The organism is Streptomyces solicamelliae (assembly GCF_045348655.1).
GTDB classification, from domain to species: domain Bacteria; phylum Actinomycetota; class Actinomycetes; order Streptomycetales; family Streptomycetaceae; genus Streptomyces; species Streptomyces solicamelliae.
In genome coordinates, this window is sequence record NZ_CP160404.1 from 5164393 (window position 1) to 5186783 (window position 22391).

Genomic DNA, 22391 nt, shown 5'->3' on the forward strand with positions numbered 1-22391 from the left:
GTCGCTTGATGTTCTGTGCGTTTCTCGTGCGCCACAAATCACGCTCTACGTCCCGAACGCGACCCCCTCCACGTCCCCCGCCCCCGTCCGTTGCCGGGTGCGCCGCCGTACGCCCTTGTCGGTGCCGTGGTGTGCAATGGGTTCGTGGCTGCGCTCGACGAACCCCTGAAGAAAGTCCTCGGTCCTCCGACCGCCAAGGTCATGGCCGAGGCACTCGATCTGCATACGGTCGGCGATCTGCTGCACCACTACCCGCGGCGGTACGCGGAGCGGGGCGAGCTGACCGCGTTGTCCGAGCTGCCGCTGGACGAGCATGTGACGGTCGTCGCTCAGGTCGCCGATGCGCGGGTGCATACCTTCAACTCGGCCAAGGGGCGCGGGCAGCGGCTCGAAGTCACGATTACGGATGGCAGCGGGCGGCTGCAGCTCGTGTTCTTCGGGAAGGGGGTCCACAAGCCGCACAAGGACCTGCTGCCGGGGACGCGGGCCATGTTCGCCGGCAAGGTGTCGCTGTTCAACCGCAAGCTGCAGCTTGCCCATCCGGCGTACGAGCTGCTGCGGGGGGACGGGGAGGATGTGGCGGCTTGGGCCGGGGCTCTGATTCCGATCTATCCGGCGACGACGAAGTTGGAGTCGTGGAAGATCGCCAAGGCCGTGGATGCCGCCTTGCCGAGTGCTGTGGAGGCTGTGGATCCGCTGCCTGTCGCGTTGCGGGAAGGGCGCGGGCTGGTGGGGTTGAGCGAGGCGCTGCAGAAGGTTCATCGGCCTCGGACCAAGGCCGACATCGAGGATGCGCGGCAGCGGCTGAAGTGGGACGAGGCCTTCGTGCTTCAGGTCGCGTTGGCGCGGAGGCGGCATGCCGACGGTCAGTTGCCGGCGGTGGCGCGCAGGCCGGTGGAGGGCGGGGTGCTCGATGCGTTCGATGCCACGTTGCCGTTCACCTTGACCGAGGGGCAGGTGAGGGTTTCCCGGGAGATCTTCGGCGAGCTTGCCGCCGAGCATCCGATGCATCGGCTGCTTCAGGGGGAGGTCGGCAGCGGGAAGACGATGGTCGCGCTGAGGGCCATGCTCGGTGTGGTGGATGCCGGGGGGCAGGCCGCGATGCTGGCGCCTACCGAGGTGCTGGCGCAGCAACACCACCGGTCGGTCACCGAGATGATGGGTGAGCTGGCGGAGGGCGGGATGCTCGGGGGAGCGGAGCATGCCACGAAGGTCGTGCTTCTGACCGGGTCCATGGGGGCTGCTGCTCGGCGGCAGGCCCTGTTGGATCTCGTGACCGGTGAGGCCGGGATCGTCATCGGGACCCATGCGCTCATCGAGGACAAGGTGCAGTTCCACGACCTGGGGCTGGTTGTGGTCGATGAGCAGCATCGGTTCGGTGTGGAGCAGCGGGATGCGCTTCGGGGGAAGGGGAAGCAGCCGCCGCATCTGTTGGTGATGACGGCTACGCCCATTCCGCGGACCGTTGCCATGACCGTCTTCGGTGATCTTGAGACGTCTGTTCTTGATCAGTTGCCCGCTGGGCGGTCCCCCATTGCCAGTCACGTGGTGCCGGCTGCCGACAAGCCGCATTTCCTCGCGCGGGCCTGGGAGCGCGTGCGCGAGGAAGTGGAGAACGGTCACCAGGCGTACGTGGTCTGTCCCCGGATCGGTGACGAGGAGGAGCCGAAGAAGAAGTCCGCCGAGGACGAGGCCGAGAAGCGGCCGCCGCTCGCCGTCCTGGAGGTCGCCGAGCAGCTTTCCGGAGGGCCGCTCGCCGGGCTCCGTGTCGAGGTGCTGCACGGGCGGATGCATCCCGATGACAAGGACGCCGTGATGCGGCGTTTCGCGGCGGGGGATGTCGATGTGCTGGTGGCGACGACGGTGATCGAGGTGGGGGTGAACGTGCCCAATGCCACCGCGATGGTGATCATGGATGCGGATCGGTTCGGAGTGTCGCAGCTGCATCAGCTTCGGGGGCGGGTGGGGCGTGGGTCTGCGGCCGGTCTGTGTCTGCTGGTGAGTGAGATGCCTGAGGCCAGTGCTGCTCGGCAGCGGTTGAACGCGGTGGCTTCCACGTTGGACGGGTTCGAGTTGTCCCGGATCGATCTGGAGCAGCGGCGCGAGGGCGATGTGCTCGGGCAGGCGCAGTCCGGGGTGCGGAGCAGTCTGCGGATGCTCGCCGTGATCGACGACGAGGACGTGATCGTCGCCGCTCGGGAGGAGGCCACGGCCGTCGTGGAGGCGGATCCGGAGCTCGAGCGGCACCCCGAGCTGCGGGTCGCGCTGGGCGCGCTGCTGGACGAGGAGCGGGAGGAGTACCTCGACAAGGGGTGACCTCGTCCTATCGTGGAGGCACAGACCGCCGCGAAGGACAGGACCCCCAGATGACCCGCGTGATCGCCGGCGCCGCCGGCGGACGCCGCCTTGCCGTGCCTCCGGGCAACGGCACCCGCCCCACCTCCGACCGGGCGCGCGAGGGCCTGTTCTCCACCTGGGAGGCCTTCCTGGGGACCCTGGACGGGGTGCGGGTCGCCGATCTGTACGCCGGGTCCGGGGCGGTGGGGCTCGAGGCCCTGTCGCGGGGCGCCGCACACGCGCTGCTGGTGGAGGCCGATCAGCGGGCCGTGCGGACCGTGCGGGAGAACGTACGGGCGCTGGGGCTGCCCGGGGCCGACGTGCGGGCCGGGAAGGCCGAGCAGGTCGTGGGCGGGGCGCCGGGAGAGGCGTACGACATCGTGTTCCTCGACCCGCCGTACGCGGTGTCGGACGACGATCTTCGCGAGATTCTGCTCACACTGCGCTCGGGGGGCTGGCTCACCGAGGATGCTCTCGTCACCGTGGAGCGCAGCACCAGGGGCGGTGAGTTCGTGTGGCCGGCCGGCTTCGAGCCGCTGCGGTCCCGTCGTTACGGCGAGGGAACGTTTTGGTACGGTCGCGCCGCCGTCACGTGCGAAGACGCGCCATGACCGGACCGGAGAGCGAGGGACCCAAGTTGCGCCGCGCCGTCTGTCCGGGGTCATTCGACCCCATCACCAACGGACATCTCGACATCATCGCCCGAGCCTCCAAGCTGTATGACGAGGTGTACGTGGCCGTGATGATCAACCAGTCCAAGAAGGGACTGTTCACGGTCGACGAGCGGATCGAGCTGATCCGCGAGGTCACCGCGGACTTCGGCAACGTCCGGGTGGAGGCCTTCCACGGACTGCTCGTCGACTTCTGCAAGCAGCGGGACATCCCCGCCATCGTCAAGGGGCTCCGGGCCGTCAGCGACTTCGACTACGAGTTGCAGATGGCTCAGATGAACAACGGGCTGACCGGCGTGGAGACGCTGTTCGTGCCCACCAATCCCACCTACAGCTTCCTGTCCTCCTCGCTGGTCAAGGAGGTCGCGGCGTGGGGTGGCGACGTCGCCCATCTGGTGCCGCCGACGGTGCTTCCCCGGCTCACCGAACGGCTCGCCGAGCGGCGCGCCCAGGAGTGACCTTGCGCCACGGACGCTGACAGTCCGTCACCCGGTGTCGGAGCGGCGACGACTGCGCATACAGTCGTCCCGTCCGTCTCCAACCGGCTGTAGAGAATGGCGAGCACCAGGTGGACGTGCAGAAGAAGCTCGACGAGATCGTCTCGGCGGTCCAAAGCGCCCGCTCCATGCCCATGTCGGCGTCCTGCGTGGTCAACCGCGCCGAACTGCTCGCCATGCTCGAAGAGGTGCGGGAGGCCCTGCCGAACTCCCTGGCGCAGGCCCAGGAGGTCATCGGCGACAGCGCGCAGATGGTCGAGCGGGCCCGTCAGGAGGCCGAGCGCATCATCGAGGCCGCGCACGCCGAGCGCGGCTCGCTGGTCTCCGGCACCCAGGTCGCCCGGCACTCCCAGGACGAGGCCGACCGGATCCTCACCGAGGCCCGCCGGGAGGCGGAGGAGATCCGTACCGAGGCCGACGACTACGTCGACTCCAAGCTGGCCAACTTCGAGGTCGTGCTCAACAAGACCATCGGGTCGGTGGACCGCGGCCGCGAGAAGCTGCTCGGCCGGGGCCCGGGCCTCGACGAGCACGGGTACGCCGACGAGGACGCCCCCGAGTACAGCTCCGACCCGCAGACGCTGGTCCAGCGCGCCGACGACTACGTGGACGCCAAGCTGGCCGCGTTCGAGGCGGTGCTCAGCAAGACCCTGGAGGCCGTCGGCCGGGGCCGGCAGAAGCTGCACGGGCGGATCGCCACCGACGCGCTGGGCGAGCACATCGCCCTGCAGGACGCGGCCGGGAACCCGGTGCACACGAGCGACGCGGACTATCTGTCGCAGCTCGCGCAGCTGGCCGACCCGGCGCCGGAGGCCCAGCAGCCCCAGCAGCAGCCTGCTGCGCAGATCCCCGCGCAGGCCGATCCGTACGGCTACCAGCAGCAGCCGCAGTATCCCGGTGCAAGCAACGGCTCCACCGGAGCGGCTTACGCCGCGCAGCTCTATGAGCAGGACCCGTACGGGTACCAGCAGCAGGTCGCCGATCCGTACTCCGTCGCGAGTGACGGCTCCGCCGGAGCGGCTTACGCCGCGCCCTACGACGCGCAGCCTGAGTACTACCAGCAGCAGCCGCAGCAGGCCGCCGCGCTGGACGAGACCAGCTTCTTCGACACGAGCATGATCGACCTGGAGCAGCTGAGGCGGTACGAACAGGGGCAGTGAGCCCGGATTGGGAGCTGGGCGAAGCGTCCAGTATCCTGGCTGTTCGGTCGCGCGCATGTCCGCGATCCGTGCTGCCCAAGTCCGGCAGCCCCTCACGAACCGAAAGCAGGAAGAGCCCTGAGCACGCGCCTCGACCACCGCAACCCCCTCGTGTTCGACACACACGAGCTGGGGCGGCGTCCTGGTGCCCTGCAGCGGCTCTCGCGGACGGTCGAGGCGCCTCGCGACCTCGGGGTCGAAGGGGTCGTCGGGGTGCCGCAGGGCACGCCCGTCGAGCTGGAGCTCCGCCTGGAGTCGGTCATGGAAGGGGTGCTCGTCACAGGCACCGCCCGTGCATCGGCCGAGGGCGAGTGCGTAAGGTGTCTGGAGCCCGTCGAGCTCGACCTCGACGTGGACTTCCAGGAGATGTTCTCGTACCCCGACTCCGACGACCGGGGCCGTTCCAAGGCCGCGGACGACGAAGCCGAGGACGACGAGGACATGATTCCTCTCGAGGACGGCATGTTCGACCTCGAACCCGTGCTGCGCGATGCGGTGGTGCTCGCACTGCCGATGCAGCCGGTGTGCCGGGAGGACTGTGAAGGTCTGTGTTCCGAATGCGGAATCAACCTGAACGAGAACCCGGGCCACCACCACGACGCCGTCGACATGCGTTGGGCGGCACTGCAGGGACTCGCCGGTTCGCTGGGAACCGATGAGAAGGACAACATGAGCGGCGCCGAAGCTGGCGTCGACGAGAAGCAGGAGAAGTAGCCGTGGCTGTTCCGAAGCGGAAGATGTCGCGCAGCAACACGCGCCACCGCCGGTCGCAGTGGAAGGCTGCGGTCCCCACCCTGGTTTCGTGTGAGCGTTGCCAGGAGCCGAAGCAGCAGCACATCGCGTGCCCGAGCTGCGGCACCTACAACAAGCGCCAGGTCCTCTCGGTCTGAGTGGCTGGTGAGAGGCACGATGTCTGAGTCCGACAAGACGGACAACGCCTCGTCCCACACGCTTCTGGAAGGGCGGCTCGGGTATCACCTCGAGTCCGCCCTTCTGGTGCGTGCGCTGACGCACCGCTCGTACGCGTACGAGAACGGCGGTCTGCCCACCAACGAGCGTCTCGAGTTCCTCGGGGACTCCGTGCTCGGCCTGGTGGTCACGGACACGCTGTACCGCACCCACCCCGACCTGCCCGAGGGCCAGCTGGCCAAGCTGCGGGCCGCGGTGGTCAATTCGCGTGCGCTGGCGGAGGTCGGTCGCGGCCTCGACCTGGGCTCCTTCATCCGGCTCGGCCGGGGCGAAGAGGGCACCGGGGGCCGGGACAAGGCGTCCATCCTTGCCGACACCCTCGAAGCGGTGATCGGCGCGGTCTATCTCGACCAGGGCCTCGACGCGGCGTCCGAGCTGGTGCACCGGCTCTTCGACCCGCTGATCGAGAAGTCCTCGAACCTCGGCGCCGGCCTGGACTGGAAGACCAGCCTCCAGGAACTCACCGCCTCCGAGGGTCTCGGCGTTCCGGAGTACCTCGTCAGCGAGGAGGGTCCGGACCACGAGAAGACCTTCACTGCTGCCGCCCGCGTCGGTGGTGTCTCGTACGGCACCGGCACCGGCCGCAGCAAGAAGGAAGCGGAGCAGCAGGCTGCCGAGTCGGCCTGGACGGCCATCAAGGCCGCCGCGACCGAGCGGGAGGCGGCGGCGAAGGCCGCGGCCGAGTCCGCCGGGCCGGAGCAGGACGGCGGGGCGCCGAAGCCCGCCGGACTTCCCTCGGCCTGATCCTTCGAACCACCCCGCCCGCCCCTTTCGAGGGGCGGGCGGAGTCGTTTCCGGGCGGCGATAGGCTGCCGTCATCCGATGTGAGGAGTTGTCCCGTGCCCGAGTTGCCCGAGGTCGAGGTCGTGCGCCGAGGGCTCGAACGCTGGGTCGCCGGACGGACGGTCGCCGAGGTCGAGGTCCTGCACCCGCGCGCGGTGCGCCGGCATCCGGCGGGCGGCGCGGACTTCGCGGCGCGGCTGGCCGGGCACCGGTTCGGGACGGCGATGCGCCGGGGCAAGTACCTGTGGATTCCGCTGGCGGACGCGGACGCGTCCGTGCTGGGGCATCTGGGCATGAGCGGTCAGCTGCTGGTGCAGCCGCACGAGGCTCCCGACGAGAAGCACCTGCGGATCAGGGTCCGGTTCGACGACGCGCGGGGGACCGAGCTGCGGTTCGTCGACCAGCGGACCTTCGGCGGGCTGTCGCTGCACGACAACACGCCGGACGGGCTGCCGGACGTCATCGCGCACATCGCCCGCGACCCGCTGGACCCGGCGTTCGACGACGCGGGGTTCCAGAGCGCGCTGCGGCAGCGGCGTACGACGATCAAGCGGGCGCTGCTCGACCAGTCGCTGATCAGCGGGGTCGGCAACATCTACGCGGACGAGGCGCTGTGGCGGTCGAAGCTGCACTACGAGCGGCCGACGGCGACGATGACGCGGCCCCGCTCGGCGGAGCTCCTCGGTCATGTGCGGGATGTGATGAACGCGGCGCTGGCCGCGGGCGGCACCAGTTTCGACAGCCTGTATGTGAACGTGAACGGCGAGTCCGGCTACTTCGACCGGTCGCTCGACGCGTACGGACGCGAGGACGAACCCTGCCGCAGGTGCGGTACGCCCATGCGGCGCCGGCCCTGGATGAACCGCTCCAGCTACTTCTGCCCCCGCTGCCAGCGCCCGCCGCGCCCCTAGGGGCTGTCCGGCGGAGCGTGGCCGGCGGGCGACCCTGATCCGCCGGACCGGCCCTAGCGCGCGTCGTACTGCTCGCGGGCGGCCAGCACCTCGGGCATCCGCCCCTCGACGAGGGCGATCAGCTCCACGAGCCGCGCGGCGACGGACTCGCCGAGCGGGGTCAGCCGGTAGTCCACCCGCGGCGGATTCACCGGCTGCGCCTCCCGGTGCACCAGCCCGTCCCGCTCCAGGGCGTGCAGCGTCTGCGCCAGCATCTTCTCGCTGACCCCGTCGACCCGGCGACGCAACTCGTTGAACCGGAACGACCCCGCGTACAGCGCGGCCAGCGTGAGAGTGCCCCACCGCCCGGTCGCGTGCTCCAGCGTCTCGCGCGAGGCACACCCGCGCGCGAACACGTCGAAGGCAAGGCTCTCGGTCATGACCTTCAGCTTACGCGCGCACAGCGCTCACCAGGAGTGAGCGCTGTGCGTCGGGTCAGTAGGCGAAGTCCTGGGTCCACCAGGGGCCGCCGGCGGCGTAGTGGACGCCGACGCCGAGGCGGGTGTAGTCGCAGTTCAGAATGTTGGCGCGGTGGCCGTCGCTGTTCATCCAGGCGGTCATGACCGCGGCGGCGTCCGCCTGGCCGCGGGCGATGTTCTCGCCGCCGAGGCCGGTGACGCCGGCCTGGTCGGCGCGGTCCCAGGGGGTGTCGCCGTCCGGGTCGGTGTGGTCGAAGAAGGCGCGGTTCGCCATGTCGGCGCTGAACGCGCCGGCCAGCCGGCCGAGCGACGGGCTCGGGGAGACCGCCTGGCAGCCGACCTTGGCGCGCTCGGCGTTCACCAGGCGCAGGACCTCGGCCTCGGCGGCCACGTCGCGGGCGGTCTGCGCCGGGACGGTGACGCGCTTCGTCGGCTTCCTCGGCTCCGTGGTCTTCCTCGGCTCCGGGGTCTCGGTCTTCGTCTTCGTCTTCGCCGGCTTCGGGGCCGTCGACGCCTTGGTGGGCTTCGGCTTCGGCTTCGGCGTGGCCGTCTTCGTCGGGGTCGGCTCGGCCTTCGGGGCCGCGGACTGCGCGGGGGTACGCGGCGCCGCCGGGGCGGACTGCGACGGGGTGGCGCTCGCGCCGCCCTGCTGGGTCACCAGCTCCGCGATCTTCCGCTCCTGTGCCTGCGCGGCCTTGTCGGCCCCGCCGACCTCGTACGTGTCACCGCCGCCGGGCAGCAGGCCCGACGCGACCGCGACCGCGCCGACGGCCATCGCGGCGGAGACGCCGAGCAGCCCGGTGCGCACGGGCTTGCTCCCGCGCTTCCGTCGATGGCGTCCCATGTGCTCCGCCTTCCTCTTCCTGACCGACTCGTGATCGCTTCGTGTGCGACTGTCAATTCGACACGCCCGAAAGGGTGAGTCCATTGGGTCGGGACTGTACGCGAAGACGGCCGGGGGTGGAGTGCTCCGTGTGCAATTGGCCGGTTAGCGTGCAGCCATGAACGAACAAGTACGGCTCACCGCCTGGGTGCGCGGCCGAGTACAGGGAGTGGGCTTCCGATGGTTCACCAGGGCAAACGCTCTGGAGATCGGAGACCTCGTGGGCTTCGCCCTGAACCTCGACGACGGCCGGGTGCAGGTCGTGGCCGAGGGTCCGAGTGAGAATTGCCACCGTCTCCTCGACTGGCTCCGCTCCGGCGACACGCCCGGTCGCGTCGACGGCGTCACTGAGATCTGGGGCACACCGCGCGGCGGCTACGAAGGCTTCGTCGAGCGTTGATGATCTTGCCGCGCGTACTCCGCCCGGCGGTCCCGCAAGGCCATCGGGCGGAATCGTGCGCCTCCCCGTGCGCCGGTGCCGTGCACCCCTCTGGGACGGAAACGGCCTGGTGATTGCCGAGAAGCACTTGTCAGGCCGCGCCGGGCGAGGAAGGATGATCTCCACGCCCCCCGGGCACCGAGTTGCGAGGCGCCGCCGCATGGGCATGCGGCCGCTGCCCCCCGGTCGTCCGCCGATACGGGGTGTGATCGTGTTGACCGTCAAACTTTTTGGTGAGACTCTTGAAGCCCCGCGCACCTTAGCTGTTTGGCAGTAAGAACCGGCACGACAAGAAGTACTGCCGAGCACCGCGGGTGCGAATCCCTCACGACCCACACCGCTTCGGTCGGTCACTCAGTGTGGAGGACCATCCATCATGGCAAAGGCGCTTCTCGGTTACGTCGGCGGCTCCGACCCGCGACTCCTCGCCGAGATGCGACGGCTCCAGCAGCGCGTCCAAGACCTCGAGTCCGAGCTCGTTCGGATCCAGTCCGAGAACGACGCGCTCAACGCTGCCGCCGCTCAGCTCGACATCGACGTACCCAAGGCGGAGCCTGCGCTCACCTGACGTACCAGCTGCCCCTCACCGGGCGCAGGTGAGAAACACTCACGCTATCTGCAACGCTAGATATGCAAGGGACGCCTTGGCGTCCCTTCTTTCTTGCCCGCCGTCGTCCGTGACCCCCCGCACCCCCGGTTCACCGGGCGTTCGCCCAGGCTTACCGACTGATCTGCCCTGCACGTTCATGGGTGAAACGCGAAACGGAAGGGGCGGCGCGACAGTGCCTCATCGGAAGCGTGGTGGTGGGCGACGGGCGGGCCGGTAGAGTCCGCAGGCGTGCACCTCAAGGCCCTGACCCTCCGCGGGTTCAAGTCGTTCGCCTCGGCCACCACGCTGAGGTTCGAGCCCGGCATCACGTGTGTCGTCGGGCCGAACGGCTCCGGCAAGTCCAACGTGGTGGACGCGCTGTCCTGGGTCATGGGCGAGCAGGGCGCCAAGTCGCTGCGCGGCGGGAAGATGGAGGACGTCATCTTCGCCGGCACGACTGGCCGGCCGCCGCTCGGCCGCGCCGAGGTCTCGCTGACGATCGACAACTCCGACGGCGCGCTGCCCATCGACTACGCCGAGGTCACCATCACCCGGATCATGTTCCGGGGCGGCAGCAGCGAGTACCAGATCAACGGCGACACCTGCCGGCTGCTCGACATCCAGGACCTGCTCTCCGACTCCGGCATCGGCCGCGAGATGCACGTCATCGTCGGCCAGGGCCAGCTCGACTCCGTGCTCCACGCCGACCCCACGGGGCGGCGCGCCTTCATCGAGGAGGCGGCCGGCGTCCTCAAGCACCGCAAGCGCAAGGAGAAGGCGCTGCGGAAGCTCGACGCGATGCAGGCCAACCTCGCCCGCGTCCAGGACCTCACCGACGAACTGCGCCGCCAGCTCAAGCCGCTCGGCCGGCAGGCCGCGGTCGCCCGCCGCGCCGCCGTCATCCAGGCCGACCTGCGCGACGCCCGGCTGCGGCTGCTCGCCGACGACCTCGTACGGCTGCGCCAGGCGCTGAGCGCCGAGGTCGCCGACGAGGCCGCGCTGCTCGCGCGCAAGGAGAGCGTCGAGGCGGAGCTGAAGGCGGCGCAGACCCGCGAGGCCGAGCTGGAGGACGAGGTACGGCGGCTCGCTCCGCGGCTCCAGCGCGCCCAGCAGACCTGGTACGAGCTCTCCCAGCTCGCCGAGCGGGTGCGCGGCACCGTCTCCCTCGCCGACGCCCGCGTGAAGAGCGCCACCGCGCAGCCCGCCGAGGAACGCCGCGGCCGCGACCCCGAGGACATGGAGCGCGAGGCCGCCCGGATCCGCGAGCAGGAGGCGGAACTGGAGGCCGCCCTGGAGGCGGCCGAGCGGGCCCTGGAGGACACCGTCGCCCACCGCGCCGAACTGGAGCGCGAACTCGCCGTCGAGGAACGCCGGCTCAAGGACGCCGCCCGGGCCATCGCCGACCGCCGCGAGGGTCTCGCCCGGCTCCACGGGCAGGCCAACGCCGCCCGCTCGCGCGCCGCGTCCGCGCAGGCCGAGATCGACCGGCTGGCCGCCGCCCGGGACGAGGCCGCCGAGCGCGCGGCCGCGGCCCAGGAGGAGTACGAGCAGCTCAAGGCCGAGGTCGACGGGCTCGACGCGGACGACTCCGAACTGGGGGAGCGGCACGAGACGGCGCGGGCCGCACTGGCCGACGCGGAGGCTGCGCTGAGCGCCGCCCGCGAGGCGACCACCGCCGCCGAGCGCCGCCGGGCCGCGACCCAGGCCCGCCACGAGGCCCTCGCCCTCGGCCTGCGCCGCAAGGACGGCACCGGCGCGCTGCTCGCCGCCCGCGACACCCTGACCGGCCTGCTCGGCCCCGCCGCCGAACTGCTGACGGTCAACCCCGGCTTCGAGGTCCCGGTCGCCGCCGCCCTCGGCGCCGCCGCCGACGCGGTCGCCGTGGCCGACCCGCGGGCCGCCGCCGAGGCCCTGCGCCTGCTGCGCAAGCAGGACGCGGGGCGTGCTGCGCTCCTGGTGACGGGGGCGGAGTGGCCGGCGGGTGCCGCTGCCGACGGGCTCGTGCCCGTGTCCCAGTACGTCCAGGGGCCCGCCGAACTCCTCGGCTCCGTAAGGCGGTTGCTCGACGGGATCGTGGTCGTCGGGTCCCTCGAAGAGGCCGAGGAGATCGTCTACGCACACCCCCGGCTGACCGCGGTCACCGCCGAAGGGGACCTGCTCGGGGCGCACTTCGCACAGGGCGGCTCCGCCGGGGCGCCCAGCCTGCTCGAAGTGCAGGCGTCCGTGGACGAGGCCGCGGCCGAACTGGACGAGCTGGCCGTGCGCTGTACGGAGCTGGCCGAGGCGCAGGAGGCCGCGGCCGACCACCGTCGGGCCGCTGCCGTGCTGGTCGAGGAGCTGGCAGAGCGGCGCCGCGCCGCCGACCGGGAGAAGTCCGCGGTCGCCCAGCGGCTCGGCCGGCTCGCCGGCCAGGCGCGCGGGGCCGTCGGCGAGGCCGAGCGGGCCGCCGCGGCGGCCGCCCGCGCCCAGGAGGCCCTGGACAAGGCGCTGATCGACGCCGAGGAACTGACCGAGCGGCTGCTCGTCGCGGAGGAGGCCCCGGCCGAGGAGGAGCCCGACACCTTCGTGCGGGACCGGCTCGCCGCCGACGGCGCCAACGCCCGCCAGACCGAGATGGAGGCCCGGCTCCAGGTCCGCACCCACGAGGAGCGGGTCAAGGGCCTGGCCGGCCGGGCCGACTCCCTCGACCGTGGCGCCCGCGCCGAACGCGAGGCCCGCGCCCGCGCCGCCCAGCGCCGCGCCCGGCTCCGGCACGAGGCCGAGGTCGCGGCGGCCGTCGCCGCCGGCGCCCGCACGCTGCTCGCCCACGTCGAGGTCTCCGTGGTCCGCGCCGAACAGGAGCGCGCCCTCGCCGAGGCCGCCAAGGCCGCCCGCGAGCAGGGCCTGGCGCAGGCCCGCGCCGGGGGCCGCGACCTGAAGGCCGAGCTGGACAAGCTCACCGACTCCGTCCACCGGGGCGAGGTCCTCGGCGCGGAGAAGCGGCTGCGGATCGAGCAGCTGGAGGCCAAGGCGCTGGAGGAGTTCGGCGTCGAGCCGGCCGGCCTGGTCGCCGAGTACGGCCCCGACCAGCCCGTACCGCCGTCCCCGCCCGCCGAGGGCGAGGAGCTGCCCGAGGATCCCGAGCATCCGCGCAACCAGCCGCGGCCCTTCGCCCGCGCCGAGCAGGAGAAGCGGCTCAAGGCCGCCGAACGGGCGTACCAGCAGCTCGGAAAGGTGAACCCGCTGGCCCTGGAGGAGTTCGCGGCGCTGGAGGAACGCCACAAGTTCCTCTCCGAACAGCTCGAGGACCTGAAGAAGACCCGGACCGACCTGCTCCAGGTCGTGAAGGAGGTCGACGAGCGCGTCGAGCAGGTCTTCACCGAGGCGTACCGGGACACCGCCCGCGAGTTCGAGGGGGTCTTCTCCCGGCTGTTCCCCGGTGGCGAGGGCCGGCTGATCCTGACCGACCCCGACAACATGCTCACCACGGGTGTCGACGTGGAGGCACGCCCGCCGGGCAAGAAGGTCAAGCGGCTGTCGCTGCTCTCCGGCGGCGAGCGCTCGCTGACGGCCGTGGCCCTGCTGGTCTCCATCTTCAAGGCCCGGCCCAGCCCGTTCTACGTGATGGACGAGGTCGAGGCGGCGCTGGACGACACCAACCTCCAGCGGCTGATCCGGATCATGCAGGAGCTCCAGGAGTCCTCGCAGCTGATCGTGATCACGCACCAGAAGCGGACGATGGAGGTGGCGGACGCGCTGTACGGCGTGTCCATGCAGGGCGACGGCGTCTCGAAGGTGATCAGTCAGCGGTTGCGCTGAGCAAGTCACTCCCTCTGCGACTTTGGTTCAAGAGTTGAAGATCTTTTCATGCCGGGTTCCCTCACCGAGACTCATACCCCGGTGTTGACTTCGAAACTTGAAGGCATAGTCTCTGTCGCGTTGCTTTTGCCTTCAAGTGGTGGGCCGCTTCAAGTTGTGCGCCACTGGAAGGCACGCCCCCCACCCCCGGCGACGCCGCCCGGGCCCCCAGGAGTCCATGTGACCAGCGCAGCGAAGGCGCCCACGCCGCCGCCCTCCGAGGGCCGAGCGGCCCATCCGGACCACCTCGGTCACGTCATCTTCATCACCGCCTCCGCGGCGATGGGCGGCTTCCTCTTCGGGTACGACAGCTCCGTCATCAACGGCGCCGTCGAGGCGATCCGCGACCGGTACGACATCGGCTCCGGCACCCTCGCCCAGGTCATCGCCATCGCGCTGATCGGCTGTGCCTTCGGCGCCGCCACCGCCGGCCGGATCGCCGACCGCATCGGCCGCATCCGCTGCATGCAGATCGCCGCCGTGCTGTTCACCGTCAGCGCCGTCGGCTCCGCGCTGCCCTTCGCGCTGTGGGACCTCGCGATGTGGCGGATCATCGGCGGCTTCGCCATCGGCATGGCCTCGGTGATCGGCCCCGCGTACATCGCCGAGGTCGCCCCCGCCGCCTACCGCGGCCGGCTCGGCTCCTTCCAGCAGGCCGCCATCGTCACCGGCATCGCGATCTCCCAGCTCGTCAACTACGGCATCCTGCAGCTCGCCGACGGCGACCAGCGCGGCGAGATCGGCGGCCTGGAGGCCTGGCAGTGGATGCTCGGCGTCATGGTCGTGCCCGCGATGCTGTACGGCCTGCTCTCCTTCGCCATCCCCGAGTCCCCGCGCTTCCTGATCTCCGTAGGGAAGATCGCCCGGGCCAAGGAGGTGCTCGCCGAGGTGGAGGGCCACAGCGTCGACCTCGACCACCGCGTCGCCGAGATCGAGCTGGCCATGCGCAGCGAGCACAAGTCCACCTTCAAGGACCTGCTGGTCGCCGGCAGCCGCTACCGGCTGCTGCCCATCGTCTGGGTCGGCATCGGCCTGTCGGTCTTCCAGCAGCTCGTCGGCATCAACGTCGCCTTCTACTACTCCGCGACGCTCTGGCAGTCCGTCGGCATCGACCCCGAGGGCTCGTTCCTCTACTCCTTCACCACGTCGATCATCAACATCATCGGCACCGTGATCGCGATGGTCCTGGTCGACCGGGTCGGCCGCCGGCCGCTCGCCCTCGTCGGCTCCGCCGGCATGGCGATCGCGCTCGCCTTCGAGGCCTGGGCCTTCTCCGCCGACCTCGTCGACGGCAAGCTGCCCACCACCCAGGGAGTCGTGGCCCTCGTCGCCGCCCATGTCTTCGTGCTCTTCTTCGCCCTCTCCTGGGGCGTGGTGGTCTGGGTCTTCCTCGGCGAGATGTTCCCCAACAGGATCCGCGCCGCCGCCCTCGGCGTCGCCGCCTCCGCGCAGTGGATCGCGAACTGGGCCATCACCGCCAGCTTCCCGTCCCTCGCGGACTGGAACCTCTCCGGCACCTACGTCATCTACACGGTCTTCGCCGTGCTCTCGATCCCCTTCGTGCTGCGGTACGTCAAGGAGACGAAGGGCAAGGCGTTGGAGGAGATGGGCTGAGACCCCGCTGCCCCTCTCCCCTTCACTGCCCCGGTTCGAGGCCCGACGCCCCGAGCCGGGGCAGTGCCCTCTCGCAGAGCAGCCGCAGACTCCGCCAGCCCTCGTCGACCGGCATCCCGCCGCACAGCGGATGGAGGACCAGGCTGTCCAGGCGCCGCCCCAGCTCCACGCACTCGTCCGGCGTCACGATCCGGTACACGCCCTCCGCCCGCAGCTCCGCCACGGTCGAGGCGGTCGACCGCACGGCGCTGCGGATGTCCTTCGACTGCCAGGAGGCGTACGTCCGCGCCTCGTGCAGGAAGTGCTCCCCGTACTCGGCCCACGTCCGGTCCGGGTCCTCCGACAGGTGCAGCAGCGGGGTCTCCTCGCCCGGCATCATCATCCAGCCCTCGGTCCCGTACCGCGCGCACTGCTCCGTGTAGTACGTCTCCAGCTCCGGCAGGTGCGCGCTCGGGAAGAACGGCAGCCCGAGCCGGGCCGCCCGCCGCGCCGCGGCCTGCGAGGAGCCGCCGACCAGCAGCATCGGGTGCGGCCGGGTGTACGGGCGCGGTGTGACCCGCACGGTACGCCCCCGGTACGTGAACGGCTCGCCGGTCCAGGCCTGCAGCAGCGTCTCCAGGAGCAGGTCCTGCAGCTTGCCGCGCCGCCCCCAGTCGACGCCGAGCGCCTCGTACTCCTCCGGCCGGTAGCCGATGCCCGCGACGGTGACCAGGCGGCCCCGGCTCATCAGGTCCAGGACGGCGATCTCCTCGGCGAGCCGCAGCGGGTCGTGCAGCGGGCCGATGATCGCGGAGACGGTGACCGCGATCTTCCGCGTGGCCCCGAAGACGCCGGCGGCGAAGGCGAAGGGGGAGGGGAGCCAGTTGTTCTCGGCCCCGTGGTGCTCCTCCGTCTGCACGGTGTCGACGCCGTGCCCGTCCGCGTACGCGGCCATGTCCAGGGCGGCGCGGTAGCGGGCGGCGAGCGATTCGGGGGTGGCGTGCGGGTCGACGAGATTGAACCGGACGACGGTGAACGGCATGAGGTCCCCCTCCGCGGTGGGTGTCCGACGGCGGGGGGACTCTAGCTGACGCGACGTCAGATTCAAACGGGTGCGCATCGGTCGCGCACCGCAACCGATCCGATACCGGACGGGTTGTGACTCCGCCCACCGGGCTTCCCGCCGGCATGCCGCCGAACGGCGGACCAGCCCGGCCCGCAGGGCAGCGCCCCATGGGAGAACGGCGGCGGTCGGATCCGGTCACGCCATACTGGAGGCGTTATGGAACTCATCCTTGCTGTAGTCATCGCTCTGGTCGTCGCGGTCGCCGTGACCAGCGGGCTCGTGATCAGCGGTCGCAAGAAGAAGCAGCTGCCGCCGACCGAGGCGCCGCCCACCCCGCCGACCCTCACTGCCCCGCCCGCCGAACCGCAGGTCGGCGAGGAGGCGGAGGCGCCGCGGGAAGAACCACGCCGCACCATCGAGGAGGTCGATCTCCCTACCGCCGAGGCGGAAGCGGAGGCCGAGGCCGAGGCCGAGGCCGAGGCCGAGGCCCCGATCGCCGTCGAGGTGCCCGAGCCGACCGCCGGCCGGCTGGTCCGGCTCCGTGCCCGGCTCGCCCGCTCGCAGAACTCGCTGGGCAAGGGGCTGCTCACCCTGCTCTCCCGCGAGCACCTCGACGAGGACACGTGGGAGGAGATCGAGGAGACCCTCCTCACCGCCGACGTCGGCGTCGCCCCCACCCAGGAACTGGTCGACCGGCTGCGCGAGCGCGTCAAGGTCCTCGGCACCCGCACCCCGGAGGAGCTCCGCGGACTGCTCCGTGAGGAGCTGGTCGCCCTGCTCGGCGACTTCGACCGCGCGGTGAAGACCGAGAGCCCCGAGGACGTCCCGGGCGTCGTCATGGTCGTCGGCGTCAACGGCACCGGCAAGACCACCACCACCGGCAAGCTGGCCCGTGTCCTGGTCGCCGACGGCAAGTCCGTCGTCCTCGGCGCCGCCGACACCTTCCGTGCCGCGGCCGCCGACCAGCTCCAGACCTGGGGCGAGCGCGTCGGAGCCCGTACCGTGCGCGGTCCCGAGGGCGGCGACCCGGCGTCGATCGCGTACGACGCGGTCAAGGAGGGCATCGCCGAGAAGGCCGACGTCGTCCTCATCGACACCGCCGGCCGGCTGCACACCAAGACCGGTCTGATGGACGAGCTCGGCAAGGTCAAGCGTGTCGTGGAGAAGCACGGCCCGCTCGACGAGGTGCTGCTCGTCCTCGACGCCACCACCGGCCAGAACGGTCTGATCCAGGCCCGGGTCTTCGCCGAGGTCGTGGACATCACCGGCATCGTGCTCACCAAGCTCGACGGCACCGCCAAGGGCGGCATCGTCGTCGCCGTCCAGCGCGAGCTGGGCGTCCCGGTCAAGCTGGTCGGCCTGGGCGAGGGCCCGGACGACCTGGCCCCCTTCGAGCCCGGCGCCTTCGTCGACGCCCTGATCGGCGACTGACGGCGTCTGAGGGAACGTTCAGGACGAGAGGTGCGACGAAGGGCCCCGCTGTTTCCGCGGGGCCCTTCGTCGTGTCGTGCGTTCCGAACGAGGGCTGTCCTATGCGTGGCTGCGGTGGCAGATGTACGCCAGCGTGCCCACGAGGAGCCGGGCCTGCGGCGGCGTGCCCGCCGTGTCCAGGGCCGGGGGCCGCAGCCAGCGCACCGGGCCGAGACCGCCGAGGTCCGACGGCGGGGCGGTGATGTGCGCCCCCGGGCCCAGGCAGTGCAGGTCCAGGTCCGCGTCGTCCCAGCCCATCCGGTACAGCAGCCGCGGCAGCTCCTCCGCGGCGCCCGGCGCGACGAAGAACTGCGCCCGGCCGGTCGGCGTCACGCACACCGGCCCCAGCGGCAGCCCCATCCGTTCGAGCCGCACCAGCGCCCGCCGGCCCGCCGCCTCCGCCACCTCGATCACGTCGAAGGCCCGGCCCACCGGCAGCAGCAGCGCCGCCCCCGGGTACTCCGCCCATGCCTTGGTCGCGTCGCCCAGGCCCGCGCCCGCCGGAACCGCTGCCGCGTACCGCAGCGGATGCGCCCCGGGCGCCGGACAGGCCGGATCGCCGCAGGAGCACCTGCCGGACGCGGCCCGCGCCCCCGGGACCACGTCCCAGCCCCACAGTCCGGTGTACTCCGCCACCGCTGTGCCCTCAGTCGTACGGCCGCGCCGCCGCGAGCCGGACCGCAACTCACGAATGCCGCCGATCGTGAAGCCCATGCCCCCTCCAACGGGTCGAACTCGCCGGTGGTTACGAGCCGGAGTGCCTCCGTGACGCTCCGTCGCGCCCGGGCCCGGACTCGTCTGGGTGAGCTGGCGTGCGGAAACGGGAGGGGTGGTGCGAGGTGTGGCGCGCGCCGCCGTACACCCCCGTGCATCGACCCCGGATCGTCGCATGTCAAGTGAATCGCGTTCCGCGCCCGGCGAGTTCATCCGTAGGGGTGGCGAATGGTGGCGTTTCTTGAATCGCCATGGCCGAGGGGGTGATCGTAGGATTACTTTCAGTACACGAGTAGACGGTTTTCCCGCACTCGTGGGTATGCCGGAGGCAACCCGGTTTCCTGTTCGAAGGGGCACGAACGGCACACGGAGGCCACAATTCACGGCATCCTGAGGAGAGTTCGCGTGACAAGGGCACCAAGGGCATGAAGGTGGATGGGGGCGTTCCAGTGAGCGGCAACGGCGCAGACGGTACAGCTGCCGGCAAGCGCCCCAACGAGCAGCTGAGTTCGTGGTTCGTGCGCAGCGGCTGGTCGAAGGGCGAGCTGGCGCGTCAGGTGAACCGCAGGGCACGCCAGATGGGCGCGCACCACATCAGCACCGACACCTCGCGGGTCCGGCGCTGGCTCGACGGCGAGCAGCCGCGCGAGCCGATCCCGCGGATCCTGTCCGAGCTGTTCTCGGAGCGCTTCGGCGCCGTCGTCGCCGTCGAGGACCTCGGGCTGCGCGCCGCGCACCAGTCGCCCTCCGTGTCCGGCGTCGACCTCCCGTGGGCCGGGCCCCAGACGGTCTCGCTGCTCTCCGAGTTCTCCCGCAGCGACCTGATGCTCGCCCGGCGAGGCTTCCTCGGCAGCTCCCTCGCCCTCGCCGCGGGACCCGGCCTCATCGAGCCGATGCAGCGCTGGCTGGTACCCACCCCGACGGCCGACTCCGGCCCCGCCGAACCGGCCCCCGCGGGCCGCCATCGGCTCTCCCAGCCCGAGCTCGATCTGCTCGAGTCCACCACCGTGATGTTCCGCCAGTGGGACGCCCAGTGCGGCGGCGGACTGCGCCGCAAGGCCGTCGTCGGCCAGCTCCACGAGGTCACCGACCTCCTCCAGGAGCCCCAGCCGTCCGACACCGCCCGCCGCCTGTTCCGCTGCGCGGCCGAACTCGCCGAACTCGCCGGGTGGATGAGCTACGACGTGGGCCTCCAGCCCACCGCCCAGAAGTACTTCGTCCTCGCCCTGCACGCCGCCAAGGAGGCCGGCGACAAGCCCCTCGGCTCGTACATCCTCTCCTCCATGAGCCGCCAGATGATCCACCTCGGCCGGCCCGACGACGCCCTGGAGCTCATCCACCTCGCCCAGTACGGCAGCCGCGACTGCGCCACCGCGCGCACCCAGTCCATGCTGTATGCGATGGAGGCCCGCGCCTACGCCAACATGGGCCAGCCCAGCAAGTGCAAGCGCGCCGTCCGGATGGCCGAGGACACCTTCGCCGACATCGGCCTCGACGGCGAGCCCGAGCCCGACTGGATCCGCTTCTTCTCCGAGGCCGAGCTCAACGGCGAGAACTCGCACTCCTACCGCGACCTCGCCTACGTCGCCGGCCGCTCCCCGACGTACGCCTCGCTCGCCGAACCCGTCATGCAGCGGGCCGTCGACCTCTTCGCCAAGGACTCCGTCCACCAGCGGTCGTACGCGCTCAACCTCGTCGGCATGGCGACCGTGCACCTGCTCAAGCGCGAGCCCGAGCAGTCCGTCGCCCTCGCCGAGCAGGCCCTGAAGGTCGCCAAGAGCGTCCGCTCCGAGCGGGTCAACACCCGGCTCCGCAAGACCGTCGACACCGCGGCCCGCGACTTCGGCGACGTCCCCGAGGTCGCCCGGCTCACCGACCGGCTCACCCAGCTCCTCCCCGAGACCGCCGAGGCGGTCTGACCCTCCCCGTACCAGGGGCACCGCAGGCTCCGGCCGCGCCGTACGACCCTCACTGCCCGACTCGGCTCCCCCGCCGCCAGGTCACAGGGTCCCGGCGCGGCCGGTTGTGTGTACGGCCACGGCCCGGAGAACACCGGGGACCGGCCCCGGGGAGGTCCCGGGAGAGTACCGCCGTTACATCCCCGTGACCCGCACGTTCACAGGCGCGTAACACGCCCCCTCCCTTCGTCACTGCCGCGAAACATCGAGCGGCATCACGTGAAACGGCGCTGCGCGAATCTCTGGCGCATAACCGGCCACCCCTCATTGGCCGAGCCGCTCCCGGCCAACGCCCCGCACAGGCCGTACCGACGACGAGGAGACGCCGATGGCACCAGCCATCACGACCCTGGCCGCAGAAGCCCCCGAGCTCTCTGCCGCCAACACCGGGTTCATGCTCATCTGCTCCGCCCTGGTCATGCTGATGACCCCGGCGCTCGCCTTCTTCTACGGAGGCATGGTCCGCGTCAAGTCCACCCTCAACATGCTGATGATGAGCTTCATCAGCCTCGGGATCGTCACGATCCTGTGGGTGCTCTACGGCTTCAGCATCGCCTTCGGCACGGACATCGGCTCCGTCGTCGGCTGGTCCACCGAGTACGCCGGGTTCAGCGACATCGGCGTCACCGAGCTCTGGGACGGCTACACCATCCCGGTGTACGTCTTCGCCGTCTTCCAGCTGATGTTCGCGATCATCACCCCGGCCCTGATCAGCGGCGCCCTCGCGGACCGCGTCAAGTTCACCGCCTGGGCCCTGTTCATCGCCCTGTGGGTCACCGTCGTCTACTTCCCCGTCGCCCACTGGGTCTGGGGCGCCGGCGGCTGGCTCTTCGAGATGGGCGTCATCGACTTCGCCGGCGGCACCGCCGTGCACATCAACGCGGGCGCCGCGGCGCTCGGCGTGATCCTGGTCATCGGCAAGCGCGTCGGCTTCAAGAAGGACCCGATGCGCCCGCACAGCCTCCCGCTGGTCATGCTCGGCGCCGGCCTGCTGTGGTTCGGCTGGTTCGGCTTCAACGCCGGCTCGTGGCTCGGCAACGACGACGGCGTCGGCGCGGTCATGTTCGTCAACACCCAGGTCGCCACCGCCGCCGCCATGCTCGCCTGGCTCTTCTACGAGAAGGTCCGGCACGGCGCCTTCACCACCCTCGGCGCCGCCTCCGGCGCGGTCGCCGGCCTCGTCGCCATCACCCCGTCCGGCGGTTCCTGCTCCCCGCTCGGCGCGATCGCCATCGGCGCCATCGCCGGTCTGCTCTGCGCCATGGCCGTCGGCCTCAAGTACAAGTTCGGCTACGACGACTCCCTCGACGTCGTCGGCGTCCACCTCGTCGGCGGCATCGTCGGCTCCCTGCTCGTCGGCTTCTTCGCCACCGGCGGCGTCCAGTCCGACGCCAAGGGCCTCTTCTACGGCGGCGGCGTCGACCAGCTCGTCAAGCAGGCCATCGGCGTCTTCGCCGTCCTCGCCTACTCTCTGATCGCCTCCGCGATCCTCGCGCTGATCATCGACAAGACGATGGGCATGCGGGTCAGCGAGGACGACGAGGTCTCCGGCATCGACCAGGTCGAGCACGCCGAGACCGCGTACGACTTCAGCGGAGCCGGCGGCGGCGCGTCCTCGCGCAGCACCTCCGCCGCGCCCGCCCCCGCCGCCCCGCAGAACAAGAAGGTGGATGCATGAAGCTCATCACCGCAGTCGTGAAGCCGCACCGGCTGGACGAGATCAAGGAGGCCCTGCAGGCCTTCGGCGTCCACGGCCTCACCGTCACCGAGGCCAGCGGCTACGGCCGCCAGCGCGGCCACACCGAGGTCTACCGCGGTGCCGAGTACACGGTCGACCTCGTCCCCAAGATCCGCATCGAGGTCCTGGTCGAGGACGAGGACGCCGAACAGCTCATCGAGGTCGTCGTCAAGGCCGCCCGTACCGGCAAGATCGGAGACGGCAAGGTCTGGAGCGTGCCCGTCGACACCGCCGTACGGGTCCGCACCGGCGAGCGCGGCCCCGACGCGCTGTAACGCA

General features: G+C 71.0%; 20 protein-coding genes. 16 read left to right on the forward strand and 4 right to left on the reverse strand.

Going from position 1 to position 22391, the window contains the following annotated elements:
• Positions 1-201 precede the first annotated feature (201 nt).
• The 8 genes from recG (at position 202) to mutM (ending at position 7367) form a co-directional block, all read left to right on the forward strand.
• Complete coding sequence (gene recG, locus ABZO31_RS24145; protein ID WP_406865455.1) at positions 202-2316, forward strand: ATP-dependent DNA helicase RecG; 2115 nt, start codon at positions 202-204, stop codon at positions 2314-2316.
• Between the two features lie 50 nt (positions 2317-2366).
• Entirely contained in the window at positions 2367-2948 is a 582-nt protein-coding gene (gene rsmD, locus ABZO31_RS24150) for a 16S rRNA (guanine(966)-N(2))-methyltransferase RsmD (RefSeq protein WP_406863364.1), read from the forward strand.
• Between the two features lie 26 nt (positions 2949-2974).
• A complete protein-coding gene (gene coaD, locus ABZO31_RS24155; protein ID WP_406865456.1) occupies positions 2975-3466 on the forward strand; it encodes a pantetheine-phosphate adenylyltransferase in 492 nt (163 codons plus the stop codon).
• Between the two features lie 110 nt (positions 3467-3576).
• Complete coding sequence (locus ABZO31_RS24160; protein ID WP_406863365.1) at positions 3577-4665, forward strand: DivIVA domain-containing protein; 1089 nt, start codon at positions 3577-3579, stop codon at positions 4663-4665.
• Positions 4666-4815: 150 nt separating this feature from the next.
• Complete coding sequence (locus ABZO31_RS24165) at positions 4816-5418, forward strand: YceD family protein (RefSeq protein ID WP_406863366.1); 603 nt, start codon at positions 4816-4818, stop codon at positions 5416-5418.
• 2 nt (positions 5419-5420) lie between these two features.
• Positions 5421-5594, forward strand: coding sequence for a 50S ribosomal protein L32 (gene rpmF, locus ABZO31_RS24170; RefSeq protein WP_030496967.1), 174 nt, complete (start codon positions 5421-5423; stop codon positions 5592-5594).
• 19 nt (positions 5595-5613) lie between these two features.
• Positions 5614-6417, forward strand: coding sequence for a ribonuclease III (gene rnc / locus ABZO31_RS24175; RefSeq protein ID WP_406863367.1), 804 nt, complete (start codon positions 5614-5616; stop codon positions 6415-6417).
• 95 nt (positions 6418-6512) lie between these two features.
• Positions 6513-7367 (forward strand): bifunctional DNA-formamidopyrimidine glycosylase/DNA-(apurinic or apyrimidinic site) lyase, encoded by an 855-nt coding sequence (gene mutM, locus ABZO31_RS24180; protein ID WP_406863368.1) that lies wholly within the window; start codon positions 6513-6515, stop codon positions 7365-7367.
• A gap of 53 nt (positions 7368-7420) precedes the next feature.
• Here mutM and ABZO31_RS24185 read toward each other — a convergent pair whose 3' ends face one another.
• Together ABZO31_RS24185 and ABZO31_RS24190 are read right to left on the reverse strand one after the other, a co-directional pair.
• Positions 7421-7786, reverse strand: a complete 366-nt coding sequence (locus ABZO31_RS24185; RefSeq protein ID WP_406863369.1) for a winged helix-turn-helix transcriptional regulator — start codon at positions 7784-7786, stop codon at positions 7421-7423.
• A 55-nt stretch (positions 7787-7841) separates the two neighbouring features.
• Positions 7842-8669 carry a CAP domain-containing protein gene (locus tag ABZO31_RS24190; RefSeq protein ID WP_406863370.1) on the reverse strand — a complete coding sequence of 276 codons (828 nt, stop codon included), beginning with the start codon at positions 8667-8669 and terminating at the stop codon, positions 7842-7844.
• A 157-nt stretch (positions 8670-8826) separates the two neighbouring features.
• Between ABZO31_RS24190 and ABZO31_RS24195 the strand changes: the two genes are divergently transcribed.
• The 4 genes from ABZO31_RS24195 (at position 8827) to ABZO31_RS24210 (ending at position 15187) form a co-directional block, all read left to right on the forward strand.
• The gene (locus tag ABZO31_RS24195) at positions 8827-9108 is read left to right on the forward strand and encodes an acylphosphatase (protein WP_406863372.1); all 282 of its coding nucleotides are present in this window, start codon (positions 8827-8829) and stop codon (positions 9106-9108) included.
• Positions 9109-9523: 415 nt separating this feature from the next.
• Positions 9524-9715 carry a hypothetical protein gene (locus ABZO31_RS24200; protein WP_406863373.1) on the forward strand — a complete coding sequence of 64 codons (192 nt, stop codon included), beginning with the start codon at positions 9524-9526 and terminating at the stop codon, positions 9713-9715.
• A gap of 270 nt (positions 9716-9985) precedes the next feature.
• Entirely contained in the window at positions 9986-13534 is a 3549-nt protein-coding gene (smc, locus tag ABZO31_RS24205; RefSeq protein WP_406863374.1) for a chromosome segregation protein SMC, read from the forward strand.
• Positions 13535-13753: 219 nt separating this feature from the next.
• Positions 13754-15187, forward strand: a complete 1434-nt coding sequence (locus ABZO31_RS24210; RefSeq protein WP_406863375.1) for a sugar porter family MFS transporter — start codon at positions 13754-13756, stop codon at positions 15185-15187.
• A 22-nt stretch (positions 15188-15209) separates the two neighbouring features.
• Here ABZO31_RS24210 and ABZO31_RS24215 read toward each other — a convergent pair whose 3' ends face one another.
• A complete protein-coding gene (locus tag ABZO31_RS24215; RefSeq protein WP_406863376.1) occupies positions 15210-16208 on the reverse strand; it encodes an LLM class flavin-dependent oxidoreductase in 999 nt (332 codons plus the stop codon).
• Between the two features lie 240 nt (positions 16209-16448).
• On the opposite strand from ABZO31_RS24215, the gene ftsY reads away from it, so the two are divergent.
• Positions 16449-17663, forward strand: coding sequence for a signal recognition particle-docking protein FtsY (gene ftsY, locus ABZO31_RS24220; protein ID WP_406863377.1), 1215 nt, complete (start codon positions 16449-16451; stop codon positions 17661-17663).
• A gap of 99 nt (positions 17664-17762) precedes the next feature.
• Here ftsY and ABZO31_RS24225 read toward each other — a convergent pair whose 3' ends face one another.
• Complete coding sequence (locus ABZO31_RS24225) at positions 17763-18416, reverse strand: bifunctional DNA primase/polymerase (RefSeq protein WP_406863378.1); 654 nt, start codon at positions 18414-18416, stop codon at positions 17763-17765.
• A 449-nt stretch (positions 18417-18865) separates the two neighbouring features.
• Here ABZO31_RS24225 and ABZO31_RS24230 point away from each other — a divergent pair, with 449 nt between their 5' ends.
• From ABZO31_RS24230 to ABZO31_RS24240, 3 genes are all read left to right on the forward strand, one after another.
• Complete coding sequence (locus tag ABZO31_RS24230; RefSeq protein WP_406863379.1) at positions 18866-20335, forward strand: hypothetical protein; 1470 nt, start codon at positions 18866-18868, stop codon at positions 20333-20335.
• A gap of 367 nt (positions 20336-20702) precedes the next feature.
• Positions 20703-22052 carry an ammonium transporter gene (locus ABZO31_RS24235; RefSeq protein ID WP_406863380.1) on the forward strand — a complete coding sequence of 450 codons (1350 nt, stop codon included), beginning with the start codon at positions 20703-20705 and terminating at the stop codon, positions 22050-22052.
• Entirely contained in the window at positions 22049-22387 is a 339-nt protein-coding gene (locus ABZO31_RS24240; RefSeq protein WP_030117734.1) for a P-II family nitrogen regulator, read from the forward strand. Before ABZO31_RS24235 ends, ABZO31_RS24240 begins: the two co-directional genes overlap by 4 nt.
• Positions 22388-22391: the final 4 nt, after the last annotated feature.

Excerpts from the sequence above, each read along its gene's own strand:
- recG (WP_406865455.1), top strand. The coding sequence starts at position 202 with ATGGCCGAGGCACTCGATCTGCATACGGTCGGCGATCTGCTGCACCAC.
- rsmD (WP_406863364.1), top strand. The coding sequence starts at position 2,367 with ATGACCCGCGTGATCGCCGGCGCCGCCGGCGGACGCCGCCTTGCCGTG.
- rnc (WP_406863367.1), top strand. The coding sequence starts at position 5,614 with ATGTCTGAGTCCGACAAGACGGACAACGCCTCGTCCCACACGCTTCTG.
- ABZO31_RS24185 (WP_406863369.1), bottom strand. The coding sequence starts at position 7,786 with ATGACCGAGAGCCTTGCCTTCGACGTGTTCGCGCGCGGGTGTGCCTCG.
- ABZO31_RS24190 (WP_406863370.1), bottom strand. The coding sequence starts at position 8,669 with ATGGGACGCCATCGACGGAAGCGCGGGAGCAAGCCCGTGCGCACCGGG.
- ABZO31_RS24195 (WP_406863372.1), top strand. The coding sequence starts at position 8,827 with ATGAACGAACAAGTACGGCTCACCGCCTGGGTGCGCGGCCGAGTACAG.
- ABZO31_RS24200 (WP_406863373.1), top strand. The coding sequence starts at position 9,524 with ATGGCAAAGGCGCTTCTCGGTTACGTCGGCGGCTCCGACCCGCGACTC.
- ABZO31_RS24215 (WP_406863376.1), bottom strand. The coding sequence starts at position 16,208 with ATGCCGTTCACCGTCGTCCGGTTCAATCTCGTCGACCCGCACGCCACC.
- ftsY (WP_406863377.1), top strand. The coding sequence starts at position 16,449 with ATGGAACTCATCCTTGCTGTAGTCATCGCTCTGGTCGTCGCGGTCGCC.
- ABZO31_RS24225 (WP_406863378.1), bottom strand. The coding sequence starts at position 18,416 with ATGGGCTTCACGATCGGCGGCATTCGTGAGTTGCGGTCCGGCTCGCGG.
- ABZO31_RS24235 (WP_406863380.1), top strand. The coding sequence starts at position 20,703 with ATGGCACCAGCCATCACGACCCTGGCCGCAGAAGCCCCCGAGCTCTCT.
- ABZO31_RS24240 (WP_030117734.1), top strand. The coding sequence starts at position 22,049 with ATGAAGCTCATCACCGCAGTCGTGAAGCCGCACCGGCTGGACGAGATC.